17 protein-coding genes are annotated in these 18268 nt (G+C 63.8%); 3 read left to right on the top strand and 14 right to left on the bottom strand.

Annotated elements, in window-relative coordinates; genetic code table 11:
• Positions 1-10 precede the first annotated feature (10 nt).
• From LG047_RS01070 to LG047_RS01060, 3 genes are all read right to left on the bottom strand, one after another.
• On the bottom strand, positions 11-247 hold the full coding sequence (locus LG047_RS01070) for a hypothetical protein (RefSeq protein ID WP_227964631.1): 237 nt from the start codon (positions 245-247) through the stop codon (positions 11-13).
• A 150-nt stretch (positions 248-397) separates the two neighbouring features.
• Complete coding sequence (gene metG, locus LG047_RS01065) at positions 398-1960, bottom strand: methionine--tRNA ligase (protein WP_227964629.1); 1563 nt, start codon at positions 1958-1960, stop codon at positions 398-400.
• A gap of 55 nt (positions 1961-2015) precedes the next feature.
• Positions 2016-2462 (bottom strand): hypothetical protein, encoded by a 447-nt coding sequence (locus LG047_RS01060; protein WP_227964627.1) that lies wholly within the window; start codon positions 2460-2462, stop codon positions 2016-2018.
• A 122-nt stretch (positions 2463-2584) separates the two neighbouring features.
• Here LG047_RS01060 and LG047_RS01055 point away from each other — a divergent pair, with 122 nt between their 5' ends.
• Positions 2585-2824 (top strand): hypothetical protein, encoded by a 240-nt coding sequence (locus LG047_RS01055; RefSeq protein WP_227964624.1) that lies wholly within the window; start codon positions 2585-2587, stop codon positions 2822-2824.
• On the opposite strand, the gene LG047_RS01050 is transcribed toward LG047_RS01055, so the two are convergent.
• Positions 2796-4016: an MFS transporter gene (locus tag LG047_RS01050; protein ID WP_227964621.1), complete on the bottom strand. Its 1221-nt coding sequence runs from the start codon at positions 4014-4016 to the stop codon at positions 2796-2798. The two genes, LG047_RS01055 and LG047_RS01050, sit on opposite strands and share 29 nt — an antisense overlap.
• Before the next feature lie 80 nt (positions 4017-4096).
• Between LG047_RS01050 and hemC the strand changes: the two genes are divergently transcribed.
• Both hemC and LG047_RS01040 read left to right on the top strand, forming a co-directional pair.
• Complete coding sequence (gene hemC, locus LG047_RS01045; protein ID WP_227964618.1) at positions 4097-5023, top strand: hydroxymethylbilane synthase; 927 nt, start codon at positions 4097-4099, stop codon at positions 5021-5023.
• A complete protein-coding gene (locus LG047_RS01040; protein WP_227964615.1) occupies positions 5020-5718 on the top strand; it encodes a uroporphyrinogen-III synthase in 699 nt (232 codons plus the stop codon). Before hemC ends, LG047_RS01040 begins: the two co-directional genes overlap by 4 nt.
• Here LG047_RS01040 and LG047_RS01035 read toward each other — a convergent pair.
• The 10 genes from LG047_RS01035 to LG047_RS00990 all read right to left on the bottom strand — a co-directional run bounded on the left by LG047_RS01035 (position 5715) and on the right by LG047_RS00990 (position 18092).
• A complete protein-coding gene (locus LG047_RS01035; RefSeq protein ID WP_227964613.1) occupies positions 5715-7265 on the bottom strand; it encodes a serine hydrolase in 1551 nt (516 codons plus the stop codon). The genes LG047_RS01040 and LG047_RS01035 overlap by 4 nt on opposite strands.
• 45 nt (positions 7266-7310) lie before the next feature.
• The gene (gene cysG / locus LG047_RS01030; protein WP_227964609.1) at positions 7311-8720 is read right to left on the bottom strand and encodes a siroheme synthase CysG; all 1410 of its coding nucleotides are present in this window, start codon (positions 8718-8720) and stop codon (positions 7311-7313) included.
• A gap of 195 nt (positions 8721-8915) precedes the next feature.
• A complete protein-coding gene (locus tag LG047_RS01025; protein WP_227964607.1) occupies positions 8916-11363 on the bottom strand; it encodes a TonB-dependent siderophore receptor in 2448 nt (815 codons plus the stop codon).
• A gap of 296 nt (positions 11364-11659) precedes the next feature.
• Entirely contained in the window at positions 11660-12058 is a 399-nt protein-coding gene (locus tag LG047_RS01020; RefSeq protein WP_036281268.1) for a cytochrome c-554, read from the bottom strand.
• A 219-nt stretch (positions 12059-12277) separates the two neighbouring features.
• Entirely contained in the window at positions 12278-12901 is a 624-nt protein-coding gene (locus LG047_RS01015) for an alpha-ketoglutarate-dependent dioxygenase AlkB (protein ID WP_227964605.1), read from the bottom strand.
• Positions 12902-12985: 84 nt separating this feature from the next.
• Complete coding sequence (locus tag LG047_RS01010) at positions 12986-14023, bottom strand: hypothetical protein (RefSeq protein WP_227964603.1); 1038 nt, start codon at positions 14021-14023, stop codon at positions 12986-12988.
• Between the two features lie 169 nt (positions 14024-14192).
• Complete coding sequence (locus LG047_RS01005; RefSeq protein WP_036281264.1) at positions 14193-14819, bottom strand: 2,3-bisphosphoglycerate-dependent phosphoglycerate mutase; 627 nt, start codon at positions 14817-14819, stop codon at positions 14193-14195.
• A gap of 16 nt (positions 14820-14835) precedes the next feature.
• Positions 14836-15651, bottom strand: coding sequence for a 4-hydroxy-tetrahydrodipicolinate reductase (gene dapB, locus LG047_RS01000; RefSeq protein ID WP_227964601.1), 816 nt, complete (start codon positions 15649-15651; stop codon positions 14836-14838).
• Positions 15652-15794: 143 nt separating this feature from the next.
• Positions 15795-16340 (bottom strand): molybdopterin adenylyltransferase, encoded by a 546-nt coding sequence (gene mog, locus LG047_RS00995; RefSeq protein ID WP_227964599.1) that lies wholly within the window; start codon positions 16338-16340, stop codon positions 15795-15797.
• 66 nt (positions 16341-16406) lie between these two features.
• Positions 16407-18092 (bottom strand): SulP family inorganic anion transporter, encoded by a 1686-nt coding sequence (locus LG047_RS00990; RefSeq protein WP_227968392.1) that lies wholly within the window; start codon positions 18090-18092, stop codon positions 16407-16409.
• Positions 18093-18268 lie beyond the last annotated feature (176 nt).

Below are 18268 nucleotides of genomic sequence, written 5' to 3'. Positions count from 1 at the left end.
ATTAATGTAATTATTTGACCTGAGCATTCTCCTGATAGTCGATATATTTGCGCGCGAGATCGACGAGATCGTCACGCCAGTCGTAAGCATAGTTTTTCAGGTAATATTTGCCGTCCGGCAGACGACCATAGGGCACCTCCGCGCCGTCGATCGTCAGTTTCGTGTCGCTCACCGCGCCGGCCACCAACCCGGCTCGTTCGCGCAATTCGATGCGATGTCCGCGATAGGTCTCTTGAGCTGAGCTCATGACGCAATCTCCTTTAATCAAAATATTTTCTCTTATGGCGCGGCTATCGCCGGCCACCGACCTATTTGGAGCGCCGCCGCCGCCTTTCAACGGCGCGCGAGCGCTCTTTTGATCAAGCACGCAAAAAGGTTTCGGGAGGAAGCGCTTGCGCTATGCCTGCGCCTCTTCCTCCACAAAGCGCGGAAACACCGGCGCCGGCGGCGGCAGGGGCGCGCCTTCCTGAAGCGCGTTCCCCTCATCGGCATGCGCGAAATCGCGTTCGTCCGGGCCGACGCCGAGGAGGTCCAGCAGTTTGCCCGCCGCATCCGGAATGAACGGCTGCAACGGGATCGCGAGGCGCCGCAGGGTCTCCGCCGTCACGTAGAGGATCGTCTCCATCCGCGCCGGGTCGGTCTTCTTCTTCGACCACGGCTCTTCGCCGGCGAAGTAGCGATTCGCCTCGGCCACGACGCGGAAGATTTCCGCCAGCGCGTGATGCGGGGCATAGTCGTTCATCGCCGTGCGGGCCTTGTCGAGCGCGATGGCGGCTTGGGCGAGAATGTCCCTGTCCGCGTCCGTCAGTTCGCCCTTCTTCGGAACTGCGCCGGCGCAATTCTTCCCAATCATCGACAGAGAGCGCTGCGCCAGATTGCCGAGGTCATTGGCGAGGTCCGCATTGATGCGGTTCACGATCGCTTCGTGCGAATAATTGCCGTCCTGACCAAAGGGTATTTCGCGCAGGAAGAAGTAACGCAGCTGATCGACGCCATAGCGCTCCGCGAGCTCCAGCGGATCGACGACATTGCCGAGCGACTTCGACATCTTCTCGCCGCGCGAGAACAGGAAGCCATGCACCACGATCTGTTTCGGCAGCGGCGCGCCGGCCGAGAGCAGGAATGACGGCCAGTAGATCGCGTGAAAGCGCGTGATGTCCTTGCCGATGACATGGGCGTCGGCGGGCCAGAAGCGGGCGCGCTCGCCCTTCCCCGTCAGCCAGCCCGTCGCGGTGATGTAATTGGTCAGCGCGTCCACCCAGACGTACATCACGTGGTTGGCTGTGGTCTGGGGACTGGGCGGTATCGGGATGCCCCAGTCGAATGTAGTGCGCGAGACGGAGAGATCCGAGAGGCCGCGCTTCACGAAGGCGACGATCTCGTTCCTGTAATGCTCGGGCGTGATGAAATCGGGATTGGCCTCATAATGGGCCAGCAGCTTTCCGGCATATGCCGAGAGTCTGAAGAACCAGCTTTCTTCCTCGACCCATTCTACCGGCGTGCCGGTCGGCGCGAATTTCTTGCCCTCGCGCTCGGTGAGTTCGCTTTCGTCGTAATAGGCCTCGTCGCGGACGGAATACCAGCCGGAATATTTCGACAGATAGATGTCGCCATTGGCCTCCATGCGCCGCCAGATTTCGAGAACCGTCTCCTTGTGGCGCTCCTGCGTCGTGCGGACGATGTCGTCGGCCCGGGCGTTCAGCGCCTCTCCCATGCGCGCGAACTGCGCGGCGGTGCGGTCGGCGAGCCCCTGCGGCGTCAACCCCTCCTTTTCGGCCGTGCGCTGCATCTTCTGGCCGTGCTCGTCCATTCCGGTGACGAAGAGAACGTCATAGCCGTCGAGCCGCTTGAAACGCGCGAAGGCGTCCGTGGCGATGCGCTCATAGGCATGGCCGATGTGGGGCGCGCCATTCGCGTAAGGAATGGCCGTGGAGATCATGTAGGTGGGGTGCTCAGACATGGCTGCGAGATAGCGCGCTTTTGCGATGCGGGGAAGCGTCGCCCCGACTGTTATTTTATCCAAGCGAACAGGAAGCCTTGCCCCTGAACGTGATGACCCTGTTTTCGCCGGCGCCTACGCCTGGCGCGAAGCTCACCTTCAGCTCATAGGGGCCGCGATAGCTCCCCGCGCCGGTCGCCTTCGTATCGATGATCAGTTCGAAACTCGCGAAATGTCCCTTGTCGCGCTCCTTGTAGGCGTGGAGCTTCAATTCCCGGCCGTGCGCCCACGAATGCGGGAGGTTCTCGCCGGTCAGCCTGACCTTCCGAAAATCGTCCGGGACGCCTTTGGCGAGGATCTCGAACTCGCCTTCGACCTGCATCAGTCCCGGAAGCGTCCCCATGAGCGCGCCGAGATGGCCATTCAAAGATTTGTCGGCGATCTCGCAGACGAGATTGGCGGTCGCGCAAGCCGGCGACAGGCCGGCGGCGAGGAGGAAGATCGCAGCGGATACAAGTCGCATCAAGTTAATCTCCCTGAAATATGCACGGAAGAATAACGGCTTGGCGAAAGCGGCGAAAGAGCGCGAATCGACTCCCCTTCCCGCTCGTCGCGCGTTATCCTAACTGCGCAGGGAGCGTCGGTATGAGCGTAATGAAAGCCCCCCGGGACATCGCCCGTCGGCTCGGCGAAAGAAGCCGCGCGCGCGGCGACGGCTGGCGGCGCGAGACCTTCACGCTCCCGCGTCTGGACGCCCGCGCCAAGGCGCGTGAGTGGTTCGACCGCTACCCCAAGGCCGCCTATATGACCGAGATCGAATTCTGGCGCGAACTCGACGACGGACGTATAGAATTCGTCATCCGCCGCCTTCCGAGCGCCGACTGAAGACCCGCGCCTGGCTCAGCAGCGCGATCAGCACGGCGATGGCGATGGCCGCCCAGCCATAGGCGAAAGTCCCCGTCGCATCGCGCAGCGCGCCGAAGGCCGGCGGCGCCAGCACCACGAAGACCTGATTGATCGCCATCGCGAAGCCGATCGTGAAACCGACTCCGCCGCGTGGCGCGGCCTCGCTTACGAGCGCGATCCACGGCCCGTACCAGCCGAAGCCGAAGAAGCCGAGCCACGCCGCAAGCGCCGCGACGAGCCACAAAGACGCGCCCGGCGCTGCGATATAGGCCGCTATTCCGACGACAATCGCACCCATGCTCATGGCCAGCGGGAAGAAGCGCCCGCGGCGGCTGCGGTCGCTCCAGGCGGCGAGGATTATGCGGGCGATCGCGCCTGCGAATTGCGCCACGAAAAGCAGTTTCGTTCCGGTCTCGGCCGGAATGCCGAAACGGTCGCGCAAATCCAGCGGCAGGTAGACGGTGATGCAGAACTGCACAGTCACAAGCGTAACGCCGGGCGTTACGATCCGCGGCAGTCGCGGCGCGAGTTCCGCGAGCCGCTCCCGCCAGTGACCGTGGCTTCGCTTGCGCTCCCGCAAGGGGTCCGGCGGCGGGCGATAGAGAAACGCGAACAACCAGCCGCTCGCGAGCGCGGCGAGGGCCCCGAGTTCGAAGGCCGCCCGCCAGCCATGTCGCGCCGCAGCCGCAGGCAGGATCAGCGCCGCCAGCGCCGCGCCGAGCGGCAGGCCCGCCTGCCTGATCCCCATGGCGAAGCCGCGCGTGGCGGGTGAAAACCAAGCGGCGACCACCTTCCCGCCGCCCGGCTGCACGGTGCAATAGCCGATGCTGGCCACCACGAGCCAGGCCAGAACGTCGCTGAAATTCTGCGCGCGTCCGGCGCCGAAGAGCGAAGCCGCGACCATTGTCGCGCCAACGCCGACGATGATCCGCTCGCTGAACCGGTCGAGCAGCAGTCCGGCGACGAGCAGCCCCACAATCGGCGTGGTCTGCGCGGCGGACATGGTCAGCCCCACCTGCGCCGCATCCAGACCGAAGGCCGCCTGCAGGGTCGGGCCCAGAGCGCCGAGCCCCTGCACCAGAAAGCACCCGCCCGTCTGCGCGAGGGTCGCGAGGGCCAGCACGGCCCAGCGGTAGGCGCTCTGGCGTTCGTCGGCGGCGCTTGTGGTCACAGATATCTCCCCGCGTCTGCGGCTTGCCCTTCCCGCCCGCGCCCCTATAGTCCCGCGCAACTCGTTACACAGGAAAGTTCATGACGGTCAGAAGCCTACGCATCGGCACGCGCGGCAGCCCGCTTGCGCTCGCGCAGACCCATATGGTCCGGGCCGCGCTTGCACAAGCGCATGGCGTCGCCGAGGATCATTTCGCGATCGAGATCATCAAGACGACCGGAGACCAGATTCAGGACCGGCCGCTTTCGGAGTCGGGCGGCAAGGGCCTTTTCACCAAGGAGCTGGACTCGGCCCTCATCGCCGGGGACATCGACCTCGCGGTTCATTCCTCGAAAGACCTGCCGACGCATCTGCCGGCCGAGATCGTCATCGCCGGCTATCTGCCGCGCGAGGACGCCCGCGACGCATGGATCGGCCGCAATGGCGTGACCCTCGATCAGCTTCCCGCCGGCGCCGTTGTCGGCACCGCCTCGCTGCGCCGCGCGGCGCAGGTGAAGCGCCTCCGTCCTGACGTGCAGACCACTCTCCTGCGCGGCAACGTCCATACGCGGCTCAACAAGGTCGAGCGCGGCGAAATCGACGCAACGCTCCTCGCGCTCGCAGGGCTGAAGCGCCTCGGTCTCGCCGACCGCGCGACGGCGCTTCTGTCGCTCGACGATTTTCCGCCGGCCGTCGGACAGGGCGCCATCGGGATCACCTCCCGCGCCAATGATCCCGAGACGCGCGCCGCGCTGGCGCCGCTGCTCGACGAAGCGACCGCCCTCGCCCTCCTCGCCGAGCGCGCGTTCCTCGCCGCGCTCGACGGCTCATGCCGCACGCCCATCGCGGGCCATGCAACCGTGAAGGACCGCGACCTCTCCTTTTACGGCGAAGTGCTCAAGGCCGACGGAAGCGAGGTCTGGATCGTGCGCCGCCACGGCCGCGCCATCGACGCCGCGATGATAGGCGCCGACGCCGGCAATGAGATCGTGCTGAAGCTGCCGCATGGCGTCGCGGGGCTGATGTGAAGCGCGTGCTCGTGCTGCGCGCGCGGGAAGACGCTGCGCGCACATCGGAAAAATTGCGCGCGCTCGGGTTCGAGCCCGTGCTCTCGCCGGTGCTGGAGATCGTCGCGACGGAGGCTACGATTCCGTCAGGCGAATATGACGCCGTGCTGGCGTCGAGCGCCAAGGGCGTCGAATGCGCGGGGAATATATCGGCTCTGCTGGGCATGCCCCTCCACGCCGTTGGCGCCAAGACGGCGAAGGCCGCCGAGACGCGGGGCTGGCGGCCCGATATCGTCGCGGGTAACGCCGAGGCGATCCTTCCGCTGCTCCTTGCGCGATATGCTCAACCGGCGCATTTCCTTTACCTCGCCGGCCGCGACCGGCAGGCAGCGCTGGAAGCCGGGTTGCGCGCGGCGGGGCATCGCGTCACGGCGATCGATGTATATGAAGCCCGCGCCGCCACTGCGCTTGGGGAAGACGCGCGCCGCGCCCTCGCAGCGGGCGACATAGACATTGCGCTGCACTATTCACGCCGCAGCGTCGAAATTTTCCTCGCGCTCGCCGAAGCGGTCGGGCTGACGCCCCGCCTCGGCGGCGTCACGCATCTCGCTCTGTCGGATGACGTCGCCACGCCGCTTCGAGCCATCGCGCTCGAGCCTCGGGTCGCGCAAAAGCCAAATGAAGAGCGGCTGCTCGCGCTGTTGCGACAGGTTTAGGCGCGCACGAAAACGCCCTGACCGTCTTCATTGAAATAATCGATCGTCACGGACGTCGCTTTATCACTTCCGTCAAGCGTAAATCTCACAGCGCTCAGGCCGCTGGCGTTCTCGCCGGGAGGCTGGAATGTAAAGATGTTCCCATCATAATGACGCATAACGTAAGGCGTAAGTCGCGGTCCGATCCTGACAGCGAGATCGTTTACGTCTTGCGTAACAGCTATCGGCCCATAGAGGTCGTTGTTGTAATTTCCGAGATAGGCCGACAGCGCGGCGGGCGGCGTGGCGCCGATGGGCGGCTTTGCATAATCGGCGTCGCGGCCATACGCAGGCTGCATCATCTTCGCGAAGACGCCGCCAAAGAGCGTCAGCCAGTCCCTTTCAACCTTCCCCGCAAAGACCAGATTGAAGAAGCTCCGGCAAATCGCCTCGGGCGCGCCAACGGGCGAGGAGTTGCTCAGCACGACAATGCCGAGCTTTTCCGAGGGCGAGACGCTGACGCAGGTCGCGGCGCCGAGCGCGAAAGCGCCGGAATGACCCCACCGTACTAACGGATGTTCGTTATAACCGATGTCCCAACCGAGCCCGTAAAATCCCGGAGCGGTCGTCATCGGATCCGCCGCCGGCTTGCTGACGACCTGCGGACGATGGCTTGCGTCGAGCGCCCCTGCCTTCACGATCTCACGCCCCTCGACGACTCCCCGGCCAAGTTGCAGCCGAAGCCAGGCAGCCATGTCGCGGGCCGATGAACTCACGCCGCCCGCCGGCGATTGCGCGTCGGGATTGCGTTGCTCGCCAACGACCCATGCGCCATTCCTGCGAACATGGCCAAAAGCCCTGTTTGCGCGCGCGGTAAAATCCGCATGACGCGAACTCGTGCTGGACATGCCGAGAGGGCGATACAGGCGCTCGGCGGAAAGCTCCTCCCACGATTTCCCTGTCGCCTTGGCCGCGGCCACCGCCGCCGCCGTAAACCCGAAATTGGTGTAGGCATAGGACGCGCGAAACGCTCCTGCCGGTTTGACAAATCTCAGACGATGCAGGATTTCACCGCGATCGTAGCCGATGTCTTCCAGCAGATCGCCGGCGTGATCCGGCAGGCCGCTGCGATGGCAGAACATGTCCCGCAGCGTGATTTCGCGCGTCACCCAAGGATCGCTCATCGCGAAACCCGGATCATGCCGCACGATCTTGTCGTCCCACGACACGACGCCGTCGCCCACGAGTCCGGCGACGACCGTCGTCGCCAGCGGCTTGGAGAGCGACGCCAGCGCAAAGACCGTGTCGGCGTCGACTGGCTCCGGGCTCCCTGCCCGCCGCACGCCGAAGCCCTTGAGATAAACGACCCGATCATGACTGACGACCGCGACGGACATTCCGGGGACGCCGGTCTTTTTCATCGTGTCGGCGACGAGACGATCGAGAGCGGGAAGATGACGTTCGACGGCGTCACGCGGCGCCGTCGGTCTGACGCGCGCATGGGCAAAGCCCGGCGCCAGCAAGCCAAAGCCTGACGACAGCAATATATCGCGTCTCGAAATCGGCATCCCGCGCTCCGCCTGAAAAAAGCCAGGCGCCACACTAGAACCGAATTAGTTTTCCACCAAAGCCCAGCCGATCAGCACCATCACCGGCCCGACGAGCGACTCACCCGCAACCTTCTCGGGAAGATCGGCGATCGTGCCCTTGATGATCCGCTCGTCGGGCGTCGAGGCCCGCTCGATCACAAAGGCCGGCGTGTCATGCGCCATGCCTTCCTGCAGAAGCCGGCGCGAGAGCGTGGGCAATGTGCGATTGCCCATATAGACCGCCGTCGTGGCGCGCTTGTCGGCGAGCGCGCCCCAGTCGAAATCCTCGGGGAATTCGCCATCCTTGGTATGGGCGGTGATGAACTGCACGCGGCGGGCGGTCTCGCGGCTCGTCAGCGACGCCCCGAGCGCCGCCGCGCCGGCGCAAGCCGCCGTGACGCCCGGCACGATCTCGATAGTGAAACCCGCTTCGCGCAGCGCGGCGATTTCCTCATTGGCGCGGCCGAAGATCAACGGGTCGCCGCCCTTCAGTCGCACGATATTCTTGCCCGCGCGGGCCAGCTCGACGAGGAGGGAAGTGATCTCCTCCTGTCGCACCGATGGGGCATAGCCCCGCTTGCCCACGTTGATGCGCGTCGCCTCGCGGCGGGCAAAATCGAGAATGCTCGCCGGCACGAGATCGTCGAAAAGGACGACGTCTGCGCCCGCCAGCGCTCGCATGCCCTTGAGCGTGACCAGTTCGGGATCGCCCGGCCCCGCACCGACGAGAGTCACGCGGCCCCGCGCGGCGTCGTCGCCGGCCTCGCGCGCCTCGGCCAGCAGGGCGTCACGGTCATGGTCGGTCGGCGCCCGCTCGATGTCGCGGAAAGCGAGGCGCGTGAAGCGGCGCCAGAAGTCGCGCCGCGCGAGAAAGTCCAGGCCCGAGGCCAGCACCTGCGGGCGCCACGCCTGCGCCGCCTTCGCCCAGGCGGCGAAAGTCGCCGGCACGAGCGACTCGATCCGCCCGCGAACGGCCTGCGCGAATACGGGCGACGCGCCGCCGGTCGAAACCCCAATCACGAGGGGCGAGCGGTTGACGATGGCGCCCATGATGAAATCGCTCATCGACGGCCGGTCGGCCAGATTCAGCGGCACGCCAGCCGCAGTCGCCGCGGCGCGGGCGGCCTCCGCCTCGGCGTCGTCGAAGGTCGAGCCGAAAGCGAGAGCCACGCCGGTAAAATCGGCGGCTCCGGCCGGTCGCGCATGCAATGCGACTTTGTCCCGTCCGGCGGCGATCTCACGCAGTTTTTCGCAAGGCTCCAGCGCAAATACGTCGACCTGCGCCCCGGTGGCGGCGGCGAGATCGACCTTCCAGGCGGCCCCCTCCCCGCCGCCGATGACGATGACCCGCTTGCCGGCAAGCGGATAGAACACCGGCAGCGTCTCGAGGGGCTGCATGAGGTCGGATGATACTTCGTCGGGTCGGCGGGTCATGGCGCTCTTGTAGCCGTCGCGCGGCGCGGGAGGCCGATCGCCTCGCCTGCACCGCGTTTACGGATGTGACTGACGCCGCTCCTATAGTCCATCCCAAGACGGGAAGCGAGACGCCAGCGCCCGGGACGCCGCTCTCCTGGTGGCGCGAGGTGCTGGAGAACCCGTTGAGGGTTCAACCAGCTTCATGCGCGCTTCCTAGAACTTCGCGTTGATCGTCACGAAGGCCGACCGCGGCGCGCCGGGCATGATGTTGTTGTTGTTGTGCGCCGAGGCGTAGTAGTTCGCGCCGAGAATATTTTCGATATTCACCTGTCCGGAAATGTTCTCGTTGATCTTAACATAGACGGCGCCGTCGAAGCGGGCGTAGCCCGGGATGATCACGGCGTTGTCCAGCGACGCATAGAACTTGTCGTTGTAGATCATACCGCCGCCAAGTCCGAGCATGCCCGGATTGAGGCCGAAGATCGAGGACACGTCGTATTTGTTCCAGAAGGTGAAAGTGTTCTTGGGAACCGACGGAACGACCTTGCCCTTTTCGGTAAAGAACGGCGCGCTGCTGCTGCCGGTGATGATTTGCGACAGGACCGCATTTCTGTCGGAACTCGTGACATAGGCGCCCTGATTGCCGTAGCCGACCGACACCTCCCACTGGTCCGTCACATAGCCGACAAGCGCGAGTTCGCCGCCGTTGGTCTGCGTGTTGGTGAGCACATTATAGAAAGCGTTGACGTTGATCGGCTGGTTGGTGCGGTTGAGCTGGTAGATCGCGCCCGTGAACAGCAGTCGCGGCGTGATCTCGGCCTTGAAGCCCGCTTCGATATTTTCAAAGCCCTGTGGCTGTAACGTCGCCGACGAGACAGACACGGTGGTGAACTGATCGCCGGAGGCAGGCAGGAACGAGCGCGAGTAGCTGCCGTAAAGCGAAAGCTGCTCGAAGGGCTTGAACACCAGGCCAAAGCGCGGCGACCATCGATTGTTGTTGCTGTAGATCGTCTGGCCCCAGTAGTTGTCGAAGGTGGGCGTGACGCTCGGGAGATTGTTGACGAATTTGAGATTGAAGCTGTCGAAGCGAACGCCGGCGATCACGTCGAAATATTTCGTGACCGCGATCTGGTCCTGCACGTAGCCGGCAGCGAGATCGAGATCCGTATGGCGCCGGAAGCTGGGATTGTTGAAGACAACCGGATTCCAGATCGTCGGGAAGCCATAGAAAGTGTTGATCGAGCTGGAGCCAGAGAAGAAGTTGTTGAACCGCGCATTGTTGCGGTTCGTGTCGGACTTCTGGTTGCCGAACTCCATGCCCGCAAGAAATGTGTGCAGGATTTCCGGCGTCATTTGAAGCTTGTATGTAAAATCGGTCTGATTGAAGATGTTCTGCCGCGGCGTTTCGTTGTTGTAACCCGAGATGTTCACACAGGGCGGAACTGCGCCGCCGCAGCCGGCGCCCGTGAACTGGACAGCAGAGTTGGGAAAGGTGTTCTGATAAAACTTCGCGTAATTCGCGAAGACCGTCTGGTTCTTGATGTTGAGGCCGAAATCCGTGGTGTGGTCGAGCAAGAGGGCGGCGCGATCGACGTCGACCTTGGCGTAATTGGCGTCGGGATTGCCGAAGAAGGTCCAGCTGTTCGCCGGAGCCGGATATCCCTGGAAGATGTTGGTGAAGCCGAGTTTCTGGATATCCAGAATCGGCTGCGCCTGATTGAAATTCGCTGAAGGAATGCCGCGGTCGAGAAAGCGGTCGTCGTGGTAATGCTCGTAGCTGAGCGTCACGAAGGTCTTGTCGAGCGGCTTCCAGGTGAAGGTCGGATTGATTCCGTACCGCTGCATGTCGAAGAAGTTGCGGTAGCTGTATGACTGCTCGTAGAGCCCATTGATGCGGAAGGCCAGAGTGTCTGAAATGGCCTGACCCACATCCACGGTCACGCGCTTGCGGCCGAAGCTGCCCGTGCTCACCTGCACGTTGCGCAGCGTCTCGCCATCAGCCTTCTTCGTCACGCGGTTGACAACGCCGCCGCCGCCGCCGCGGCCGAAGATCAGCGCGCTCGGGCCCTTGAGGACCTCGACGGCCTGCATGTTGTAGAGGTCGCGATAATATTCCGCGTCGTCGCGCACGCCGTCAGTATAGAAATCGGCGCTCGTCGGTTGTCCGCGAATGGTGATCTGGTCGCGCTGGCCCTCGCCCTGCGCAACGGTCACGCCCGGCACATAGGTCAGCGCCTGATTCAGCGTCAGGCTGTTGCGGTCCTGGAGCTGCTGCTGCGTGATGATCGTGATGGACTGCGGAATGTCCATGATCGGCGTGTCGGTCTTGGTCGCGGTCGAGGTGCCGCGCGCCAGATAGCCGACGACGCCGGTCGGCCCGCGCCAGATATGCTGGCCCGGCGGCACAAAGGGAGCCGGGCCCGAGGCGGGACCGGGAACCGCAGGGCCGGAGGAAGCGGCGACTGCGGGAGCCGAAGTTCTGGGCGCCGCCGCACGCGGCGTTCCCGACCTTGAAACCTGACGGCGTCCGCCGACGTCGATACCGGGCAAAACCTGTTGGGCCCGCGCAGCGTCGTTATAAATCGCCAATGCGGCGCTGAGCGCGCAGAGGCTGACCAAGGGGCGACGAATACGCTTCGCGGGCAAGGAAACAGGCGTCATGGCGGGCTCCAAAGGAACAACTGGCGCAAGAGTCGTGACAGGACTCAAGCTGCGGTCTGTTTCTCAAGTATTCTTAGGATATGATTTCCGTCAACGCGCGCCAGCTGATGTTGGAAGTCTTGTAAAAAGATGCCGTCTATTGGCGCAAAGCAGTCAAAACGCCTTTGTTGGAATTGTTTCATTGCCTACAAAAGTAATTGTTCTTGACTGTGGCAAATTCGATACAGCGCTGGCGGCGCGCCAAAAAAAAGCGGCCCCGGAGGGCCGCTTCTCTGGATCGCGAAAGATCCTGATTCTTACTTCTTCTTTCCGTCGGCGCCGAACTGGGCGATGTAGGCCCAGACGTTCTCCTGGTCGCCGTCGGAAGCGAGGCCCTGGAAGATCATCTTCGTGCCGGGGACCTTGGCCTTCGGGTTCTTGATGAACTCCTTGAAGGACGCCTCGTCCCAGGCGATGCCGGAGGCCTTCATCGGCTCGGAATAGTTGTAGCCCTCAACCGAGCCAGCCTTGCGGCCGTCGATGCCGTTGAGCTGCGGCGCGACGGCGTTCTTGGCGCCTTCGCCAACCTGATGGCAGGCTTTGCACTTGGCGAAGACCTTCTCGCCCGCCGCGGCGTCGCCGCCAGCGAAAGCCTGGCCGGCGGAAGCGGCGAAAGCGACGCTCGCAGCGAACGTCAGCAGGGAAATCGTCTTCATCCTTGTTCCTTTCCTCATCTGGGCGTCCGCTTCAGCGTCCGCCCTTTTCTTGAAACGCGCCTGGCCAAAAGTTGGCGCCTCTGTGGCGCTCTTTAGACGACTTCGAAACTACAACGAAGGTGCGCCCCGAGACAATACGCCAGACCCCGACTCTCGAACGGTTGGGAGATTATCCCGTGCGCAGTGAACCGAAGCTGAACCGCGATCCGCGGTCGGCGCTCATGTAACACGACGCAAAGTGAGGTTGACCCGCGCGCCCAACCCTGCGAGCGGCGCCGGCAATTCGGCGTGGACAGTCGGCAGGATGCGGTCGACGCCATGAAAAAAGCGGCGCGACGGGCCGGAGAGAACGAGCGCATCGCCGGCGGCAAGCACGAAGGCGATCGACTTGTCGGCCCGGCGCGGACCGCCCAGCCGGAAGCGGCAATCGGCGCCGAGCGACAGGGAGAGTATCGGCGCGTCGAAGTCCGCTTCGTCGCGGTCCTGATGCAGACCCATTTTCGCGTCGTCCGAATAGACGTTGACGAGGCAGGCCTCGGGCGGCTTCGGATAGCCCGTCAACGCGTCCCAAATATCGAGCAGCATTTGCGGCATCGGGGGCCAGGGCTTGCCCGTCTCGGGATGGCGCGGCTCGTAGCGATAGCCCTTGTCCTTGTCGCTCATCCATCCGAGCGGCCCGCAATTGGTCATGCGCACTGACATCGGCAGGCCGCTCTTCGGCATTAGCGACACGAAGAGCGGCGCCTGCGCGATGACCTCCGCGATCTCCCGCGCAAGGGCCTCCTGCGCCGGGCCATCGAGAAAGCCAGGATAATGGAAGGCGCCGGGAGCGATTTCGGGCATCAGCGACAAGTTTTGACGAGGGTCATCATTGACCGCTTCATACGCCTTCGCGCCGCGGATTCGAAGAGGATCGCAACGGAACCGTCAGCGCCTCAGGGAATCGCTCACGGCGTTGCCGGTGACGATCGCGTTATGCAGATACATCATCTCGGGCGAGATTGTGCTCGCCAACCGGCCGGAGGCCGCCATTTTCCCCGCCCTCGACGCGCCGACTTTGGCAAGCCCGCTAACGCCGTCCTTCGGAGGACCAAAGGAGATCAGCAGGCGACTGGTGTCCGTTCTGCTGGCGGCGAACAGTTTTCCACTCGTCGTCGATACGCGCACGAGATTCCATGTCGGCGTCGCGTTGGCGTTGAAGGAAAGGATAAAGTCGATTTCATGCGTAATCGCCGTTATCGGATCGGTGGGAAACTCTGTATTGCGGCAGCGAGGGTCGGCCGCTATCGTTTCGGTGGAAAACGGCAGGGAAGTCTCTTGCTCGCGCGCGGCCCGGCCAAGGAACGCGCATTTCTTTATCGGCTCCAGAACATCGTCGAGCCAATCGTCTATCTTCAGGTCCGCTTCAATCGTGATCCCGCCGATAGTGTAGCAGGGCTTATTGAGGTCTTCGTCTTCCTCGTCGACGAACTGGCTGAAGGGATAGGCGAATGTCACGATGTCTTCCCGGCTGGTGTCATATTTGATTCCGCCGCCGAATCCGAAGCTGTAATCCTGACTGACAACGCGCACGGGGTCCCAAAAGTCGTTTATCCCGACATAATTATTTACCATGTTCGGTGTCTTGATCGAGACGCCGGGATTGAACTCTATACTGTCGTCAATACGCAATGTGAGCGTAATCAGGGAGTTCCATTTCTCGAACCATTGGAGTTTTCTCTTGCCGTTCTCTCCAAACCGGTCGCCGACCCGCGTCCGGCCGTCGTCGAAGAGCTGAACTCTTACCGCCCTGCGTATTTCGCACTGAACGCCGCGGATGACGTCATAAAGTATTCGCTTTTTCCGTTCGTGACCGAGCAGCGCGCCCGCCTCCGGAACAATGCATCCGGCAAGACCTGACGCCATGACGCTGATCGCGGCTATACAAGCGATGAACTTGAATGGATGCGACTTTGAATCGCGCATGTGAAACGCCCTCTGCAATAAAATCGAAAACGAGAAACATTGTATACAATTTGTTAGGATTCGCGGCGGCCGCGCAACCTTCAAAGAAACGCAATAAAACAAATATCGGGGAGTGTTGCGATCATGACACGCTGCAACGGCGCCTCCTCGAGGCGTCGCTGCAGAATTTTCAATGCTCCAGCACCGTCTTCGACGCCACGGTCGAGTCGGCGTTGAGCCGGTATATGATCGGCACGCCTGTCGCGAGCTCCAGCTTCGTCACGCTCTCGGGCGTCAGCTGGTCGAGCACCATCGCGAGCGCGCGCAATGAATTGCCATGCGCCGCGACCAGCACGCGCTCGCCGCGCATCACCGGCGGCAGAATGCGCTGGCAATAGAAAGGCAGAACGCGCGCCACCGTGTCCTTCAGGCTTTCGCCGCCGGGCGGCGGCACGTCATAGGAGCGCCGCCAGAGATGCACCTGCTCCTCGCCCCATTTCTCGCGCGCCTCGTCCTTGTTGAGGCCAGAAAGATCGCCGTAATGACGTTCGTTCAGCGCGCGGTCCTTAACGGTCGGCACGCCGGACTGACCCAGCTCCTCGAAGATCAGCTCCAGCGTGTGCTGCGCGCGGATCAACGCCGAAGTAAAGCCGATGCTGAACAGCAGGTCGAGCTTCTTGAGCTCCTGCCCCGCGCGACGCGCTTCCTCTATTCCGAGCGGCGTCAGGTCGGGATTCTTCCAGCCGGTGAAAAGGTTCTTGGCGTTCCATTCGCTCTGGCCGTGCCGGACGAGGACGAGTGTGCGATGCATGCTCATTGGGGTCTCGTGAAGGTCAGTGGCCGGAAAGGCCCAGCACGTCGGCCATGGAGTAGAGCCCCGGCGCCTTGCCGCGCGTCCAGAGCGCGGCCGCCAGCGCGCCGCGGGCGAAGATGCCGCGGTCCTCGGCCCGATGCGACAGCTCGATGCGCTCGCCGGCCCCGGCGAAATACACTGTATGATCGCCGATGACCGTTCCGCCGCGCAGGCTCGCGAAGCCGATGTCGCCGGTCTTGCGCGCGCCCGTCATGCCGTCACGGCCGCGCGCGCTGTGTTCGGAAATGTCGATCCTCCTGCCCCGCGCCACAGCCTCGCCGAGCAGCAGCGCCGTGCCCGACGGAGCGTCGACCTTCAGCCGATGATGCATCTCGACGATTTCCGCGTCCCATGCCGGCCCGAGCGCCTGCGCCGCGCGCTCCACGAGAACAGCGAGCAGATTGACGCCGAGGCTCATGTTGCCGGAGCGCACGACCGCCGTCTCCCGCGCCGCCACGGCGATAGCGTCGAGGTCTTCCGCCGACAGTCCGGTCGTGCCGATGACATGGGCGACGCCCGCCCCGGCCGCGGCCTTCGCCATGGCGATAGTGGCGGCGGGACAGGAAAAATCGACGACGGCGTCGGCCCCGGCGAGAGCTGCGGCGACATCGCTGGTCACCGGAACGCCATTCGGCCCCTGCCCGAAGGCGGCGCCGCTGTCGGCGCCGATTGTCGCGGCGCCTTCGGCCTCGAGCGCCGCGACGAGGCGGACGCCCAGAGTATCGGGGATGACCTGCGTCAGCATACGGCCCATACGGCCCGCGGCGCCCACAACGACCAGACGCAAATCGTTCATCTTTGGAAGTCCCCGCCCGCAATTCGAGACGCGCTTGCGACGACTCGTCCCCTCAAACGCGCTCTCCCTATACAGGCGGCGGGGCAGGATGAGAAGCGGGCGGATTGTCGCCTTGGGCGATGAAAACCCACCCGAACGGGTAGTTATTTCGGCTTGGGGCGGAAGGCTTTCACGCGCGCCGGATCGGTCTCGATATAGGCGGCGCCGATGAGATCGAGGCAATAGGGCACCGCCGGCATGACGGCGTCAAGGCAAAGCTCTATCGCCGCCGGCTTGCCCGGCAGATTGATGACGAGGCATTTGCCTCTGTGCGCCGCCAGCTGGCGCGACAGGATCGCGGTCGGCGTCTGGGCCAGCGAGACGCTGCGCATGAGTTCCCCGAAACCTGGCAGTTCGCGCGGACAGGCAGCGAGCGTGGCCTCGGGCGTCAGGTCGCGCGGGCTCGGCCCCGTGCCGCCGGTGGTGACGACGAGATCGCAGCCGACATTGTCGGCCAGGTCGATCAGCGTGTCGCGCACGCTCTCGAAACCATCGGGAATAACGCGCCGCTCGATGCGGAACGGCGTCGTCAGCACGGCGGAAAGATAGGCCTCGATCGCCGGGCCGCTCTCGTCCTTGTAGACGCCGGCGCTGGCCCGGTCGGAGGCGGTGACGACGCCGATGACGGCGTCGCGCTTCGTGTCGGTCATGTGATTTCTCCCGCCGCCTGTTTGGCGCCTCGCGGCGGATTTGTCAGCCCATGGGGCGCCGGCGCTCTACGCCGGCTCCGCTACAGTCCCTGGCCTTGCGGCATGGCTCGGCCAGATTTCGTTGTATTGGGCCATGGCGTCGTCGATCGTGGCGGCGAAATGCACCTGCGGCGGACGCACGCCATGGGCGAGCAGCGCGCGCCGAATATCGGCATTGGCGCCCGATATGAAAAGCTCCACACCCCTGTGGTGCGTCTTGTGCGCGAGCCCTTCCATGACATTGCCGCCGGTCGAATCGAGGAAAGGGACCGCCGAAAAATCGATGATCAGACCCCGGTGCGTATCGGAGATTCGATCCAGCACGGAGCCGATCGACGCCGCCGCGCCGAAGAAGAACGCGCCGGTGATCCGGTAGATGACGACTTCGGGATCCGCCGAGCGGGCCTCGTCGTAACCCGCCTCGTCGTCCGGCGCGTCCTCGCCGACGTAGGGCATATGGGTTTCGACCTCGGTCGCCTGCGACATTCTGTGAATGAACAGAACAGAACCCAGAGCGAAGCCGACGGTGATGGCCTCCGTCAGGTCGCGGAAGATGGTGAGGAAGAAGGTCGCGGCCAGAACGGCGGCGTCGCCCCAGCCCGATCTCAGCAGGACCGCAATGGCGGGCCGCTCGATCATGTTCCACGCGACGATTGCGAGCACTCCCGCGAGCGCCGCCAGAGGAATGAAAGAGGCGAGTGGCGCGGCAAGCAGCATGAAAAGGAGCAGGAAAACCGCATGCAGCATGCCCGCTACCGGACCATGCGCGCCGGCGCGAACATTGGTCGCCGTTCTCGCGATCGTGCCGGTCACGCAGAATCCCCCGAAAAGCGCGGCGCCGATATTCGCCGCGCCCTGCGCGACCAGTTCACAATTCGACCGATGACGCCGGCCGGTCATGCCGTCCGCAACGACCGCCGAGAGAAGCGACTCGATGGAGCCCAGCAGCGCGAAGGAAACCGCCGCCGGAAAAACCGCCCGAATTTTTTCGATGGAGAAATCAGGCAGGCTCGGCGCGGGCAGAACATTGGGGATGCCGCCGAATTTCGAGCCGATCGTCGTCACCGGAAGCCCGAGGGCCGCCGTGACCGCCGCAGTCGCAACGACGGCGATGAGCATTCCCGGCCAATGGGGGCGCACCTGCTTGAGGCCGACGATGACCGCGACCGTCGCAAACGAAAGTCCCATTGCGGCAGGCGTGAGCGTCGGAAGCGCCGACCACAGCACGGGCAGTTTTTCGAGGAGTTCCCCGGGCTCTCCGCCCGCAGGAAGCGTTAGCCCAAGGAGTTCCCTGATCTGGCTGGCGAAAATGATGACTGCGATGCCGGCGGTGAAGCCGACCGTGACGGGAAACGGGATGAATTTGATGAAGGTTCCTAGCCGCAGGAAGCCGATTGCTGCCATGATCACGCCGGAGAGGAATGTCGCGAGGATCAGGCCGTCCATTCCATGTGTAGCGACAGTCGTCGCCACCAGAACGATGAAGGCTCCGGCGGGCCCGCCAATCTGAAAACGCGATCCGCCGAGCGCGGAAACGAGAAAACCGCCCACGATCGCCGTGAAAAGCCCCTGCGCGGGGCTCGCGCCGGAAGCGATTGCGATCGCCATCGACAACGGCAGCGCGACAATGGCGACCGTCAGACCCGCGATCGCGTCAGCCCGCAGCTGCGCTAGGCCATAGCCCTCCCTCAGCACCGTCAACAGCTTCGGCATGTAAAGTTCCGCGAGACCGCTGCGTTCGGACTGCCGTGTTCTTGCGATGGTTGGAACGGACAATTCTGATCTCCCTGATCTCGAGCGCGCGCGCCGGGCGGGTTTTCGCTGCGTAGCAAAGGGACGCAACGTTCTTCCGTGCTCGACCGGAACGGTTGCTCGTCATCGAGTTTCCG

The organism is Methylocystis sp. WRRC1 (genome assembly GCF_020733155.1).
Lineage (GTDB): Bacteria > Pseudomonadota > Alphaproteobacteria > Rhizobiales > Beijerinckiaceae > Methylocystis.
Note: the sequence above shows the minus strand (reverse complement) of the source record. Positions and strands in the feature narration are given on the sequence as shown.

Coding starts and splice junctions, on each gene's coding strand:
- hemC (WP_227964618.1), top strand. CDS start 4,097: ATGACGGTCAGAAGCCTACGCATCGGCACGCGCGGCAGCCCGCTTGCG.
- dapB (WP_227964601.1), bottom strand. CDS start 15,651: ATGAACGATTTGCGTCTGGTCGTTGTGGGCGCCGCGGGCCGTATGGGC.
- mog (WP_227964599.1), bottom strand. CDS start 16,340: ATGACCGACACGAAGCGCGACGCCGTCATCGGCGTCGTCACCGCCTCC.
- LG047_RS01025 (WP_227964607.1), bottom strand. CDS start 11,363: ATGACGCCTGTTTCCTTGCCCGCGAAGCGTATTCGTCGCCCCTTGGTC.
- LG047_RS00990 (WP_227968392.1), bottom strand. CDS start 18,092: ATGCCGAAGCTGTTGACGGTGCTGAGGGAGGGCTATGGCCTAGCGCAG.
- LG047_RS01070 (WP_227964631.1), bottom strand. CDS start 247: ATGAGCTCAGCTCAAGAGACCTATCGCGGACATCGCATCGAATTGCGC.
- LG047_RS01005 (WP_036281264.1), bottom strand. CDS start 14,819: ATGAGCATGCATCGCACACTCGTCCTCGTCCGGCACGGCCAGAGCGAA.
- LG047_RS01010 (WP_227964603.1), bottom strand. CDS start 14,023: ATGCGCGATTCAAAGTCGCATCCATTCAAGTTCATCGCTTGTATAGCC.
- LG047_RS01060 (WP_227964627.1), bottom strand. CDS start 2,462: ATGCGACTTGTATCCGCTGCGATCTTCCTCCTCGCCGCCGGCCTGTCG.
- metG (WP_227964629.1), bottom strand. CDS start 1,960: ATGTCTGAGCACCCCACCTACATGATCTCCACGGCCATTCCTTACGCG.
- cysG (WP_227964609.1), bottom strand. CDS start 8,720: ATGACCCGCCGACCCGACGAAGTATCATCCGACCTCATGCAGCCCCTC.
- LG047_RS01035 (WP_227964613.1), bottom strand. CDS start 7,265: ATGCCGATTTCGAGACGCGATATATTGCTGTCGTCAGGCTTTGGCTTG.
- LG047_RS01020 (WP_036281268.1), bottom strand. CDS start 12,058: ATGAAGACGATTTCCCTGCTGACGTTCGCTGCGAGCGTCGCTTTCGCC.
- LG047_RS01015 (WP_227964605.1), bottom strand. CDS start 12,901: ATGCCCGAAATCGCTCCCGGCGCCTTCCATTATCCTGGCTTTCTCGAT.
- LG047_RS01055 (WP_227964624.1), top strand. CDS start 2,585: ATGAGCGTAATGAAAGCCCCCCGGGACATCGCCCGTCGGCTCGGCGAA.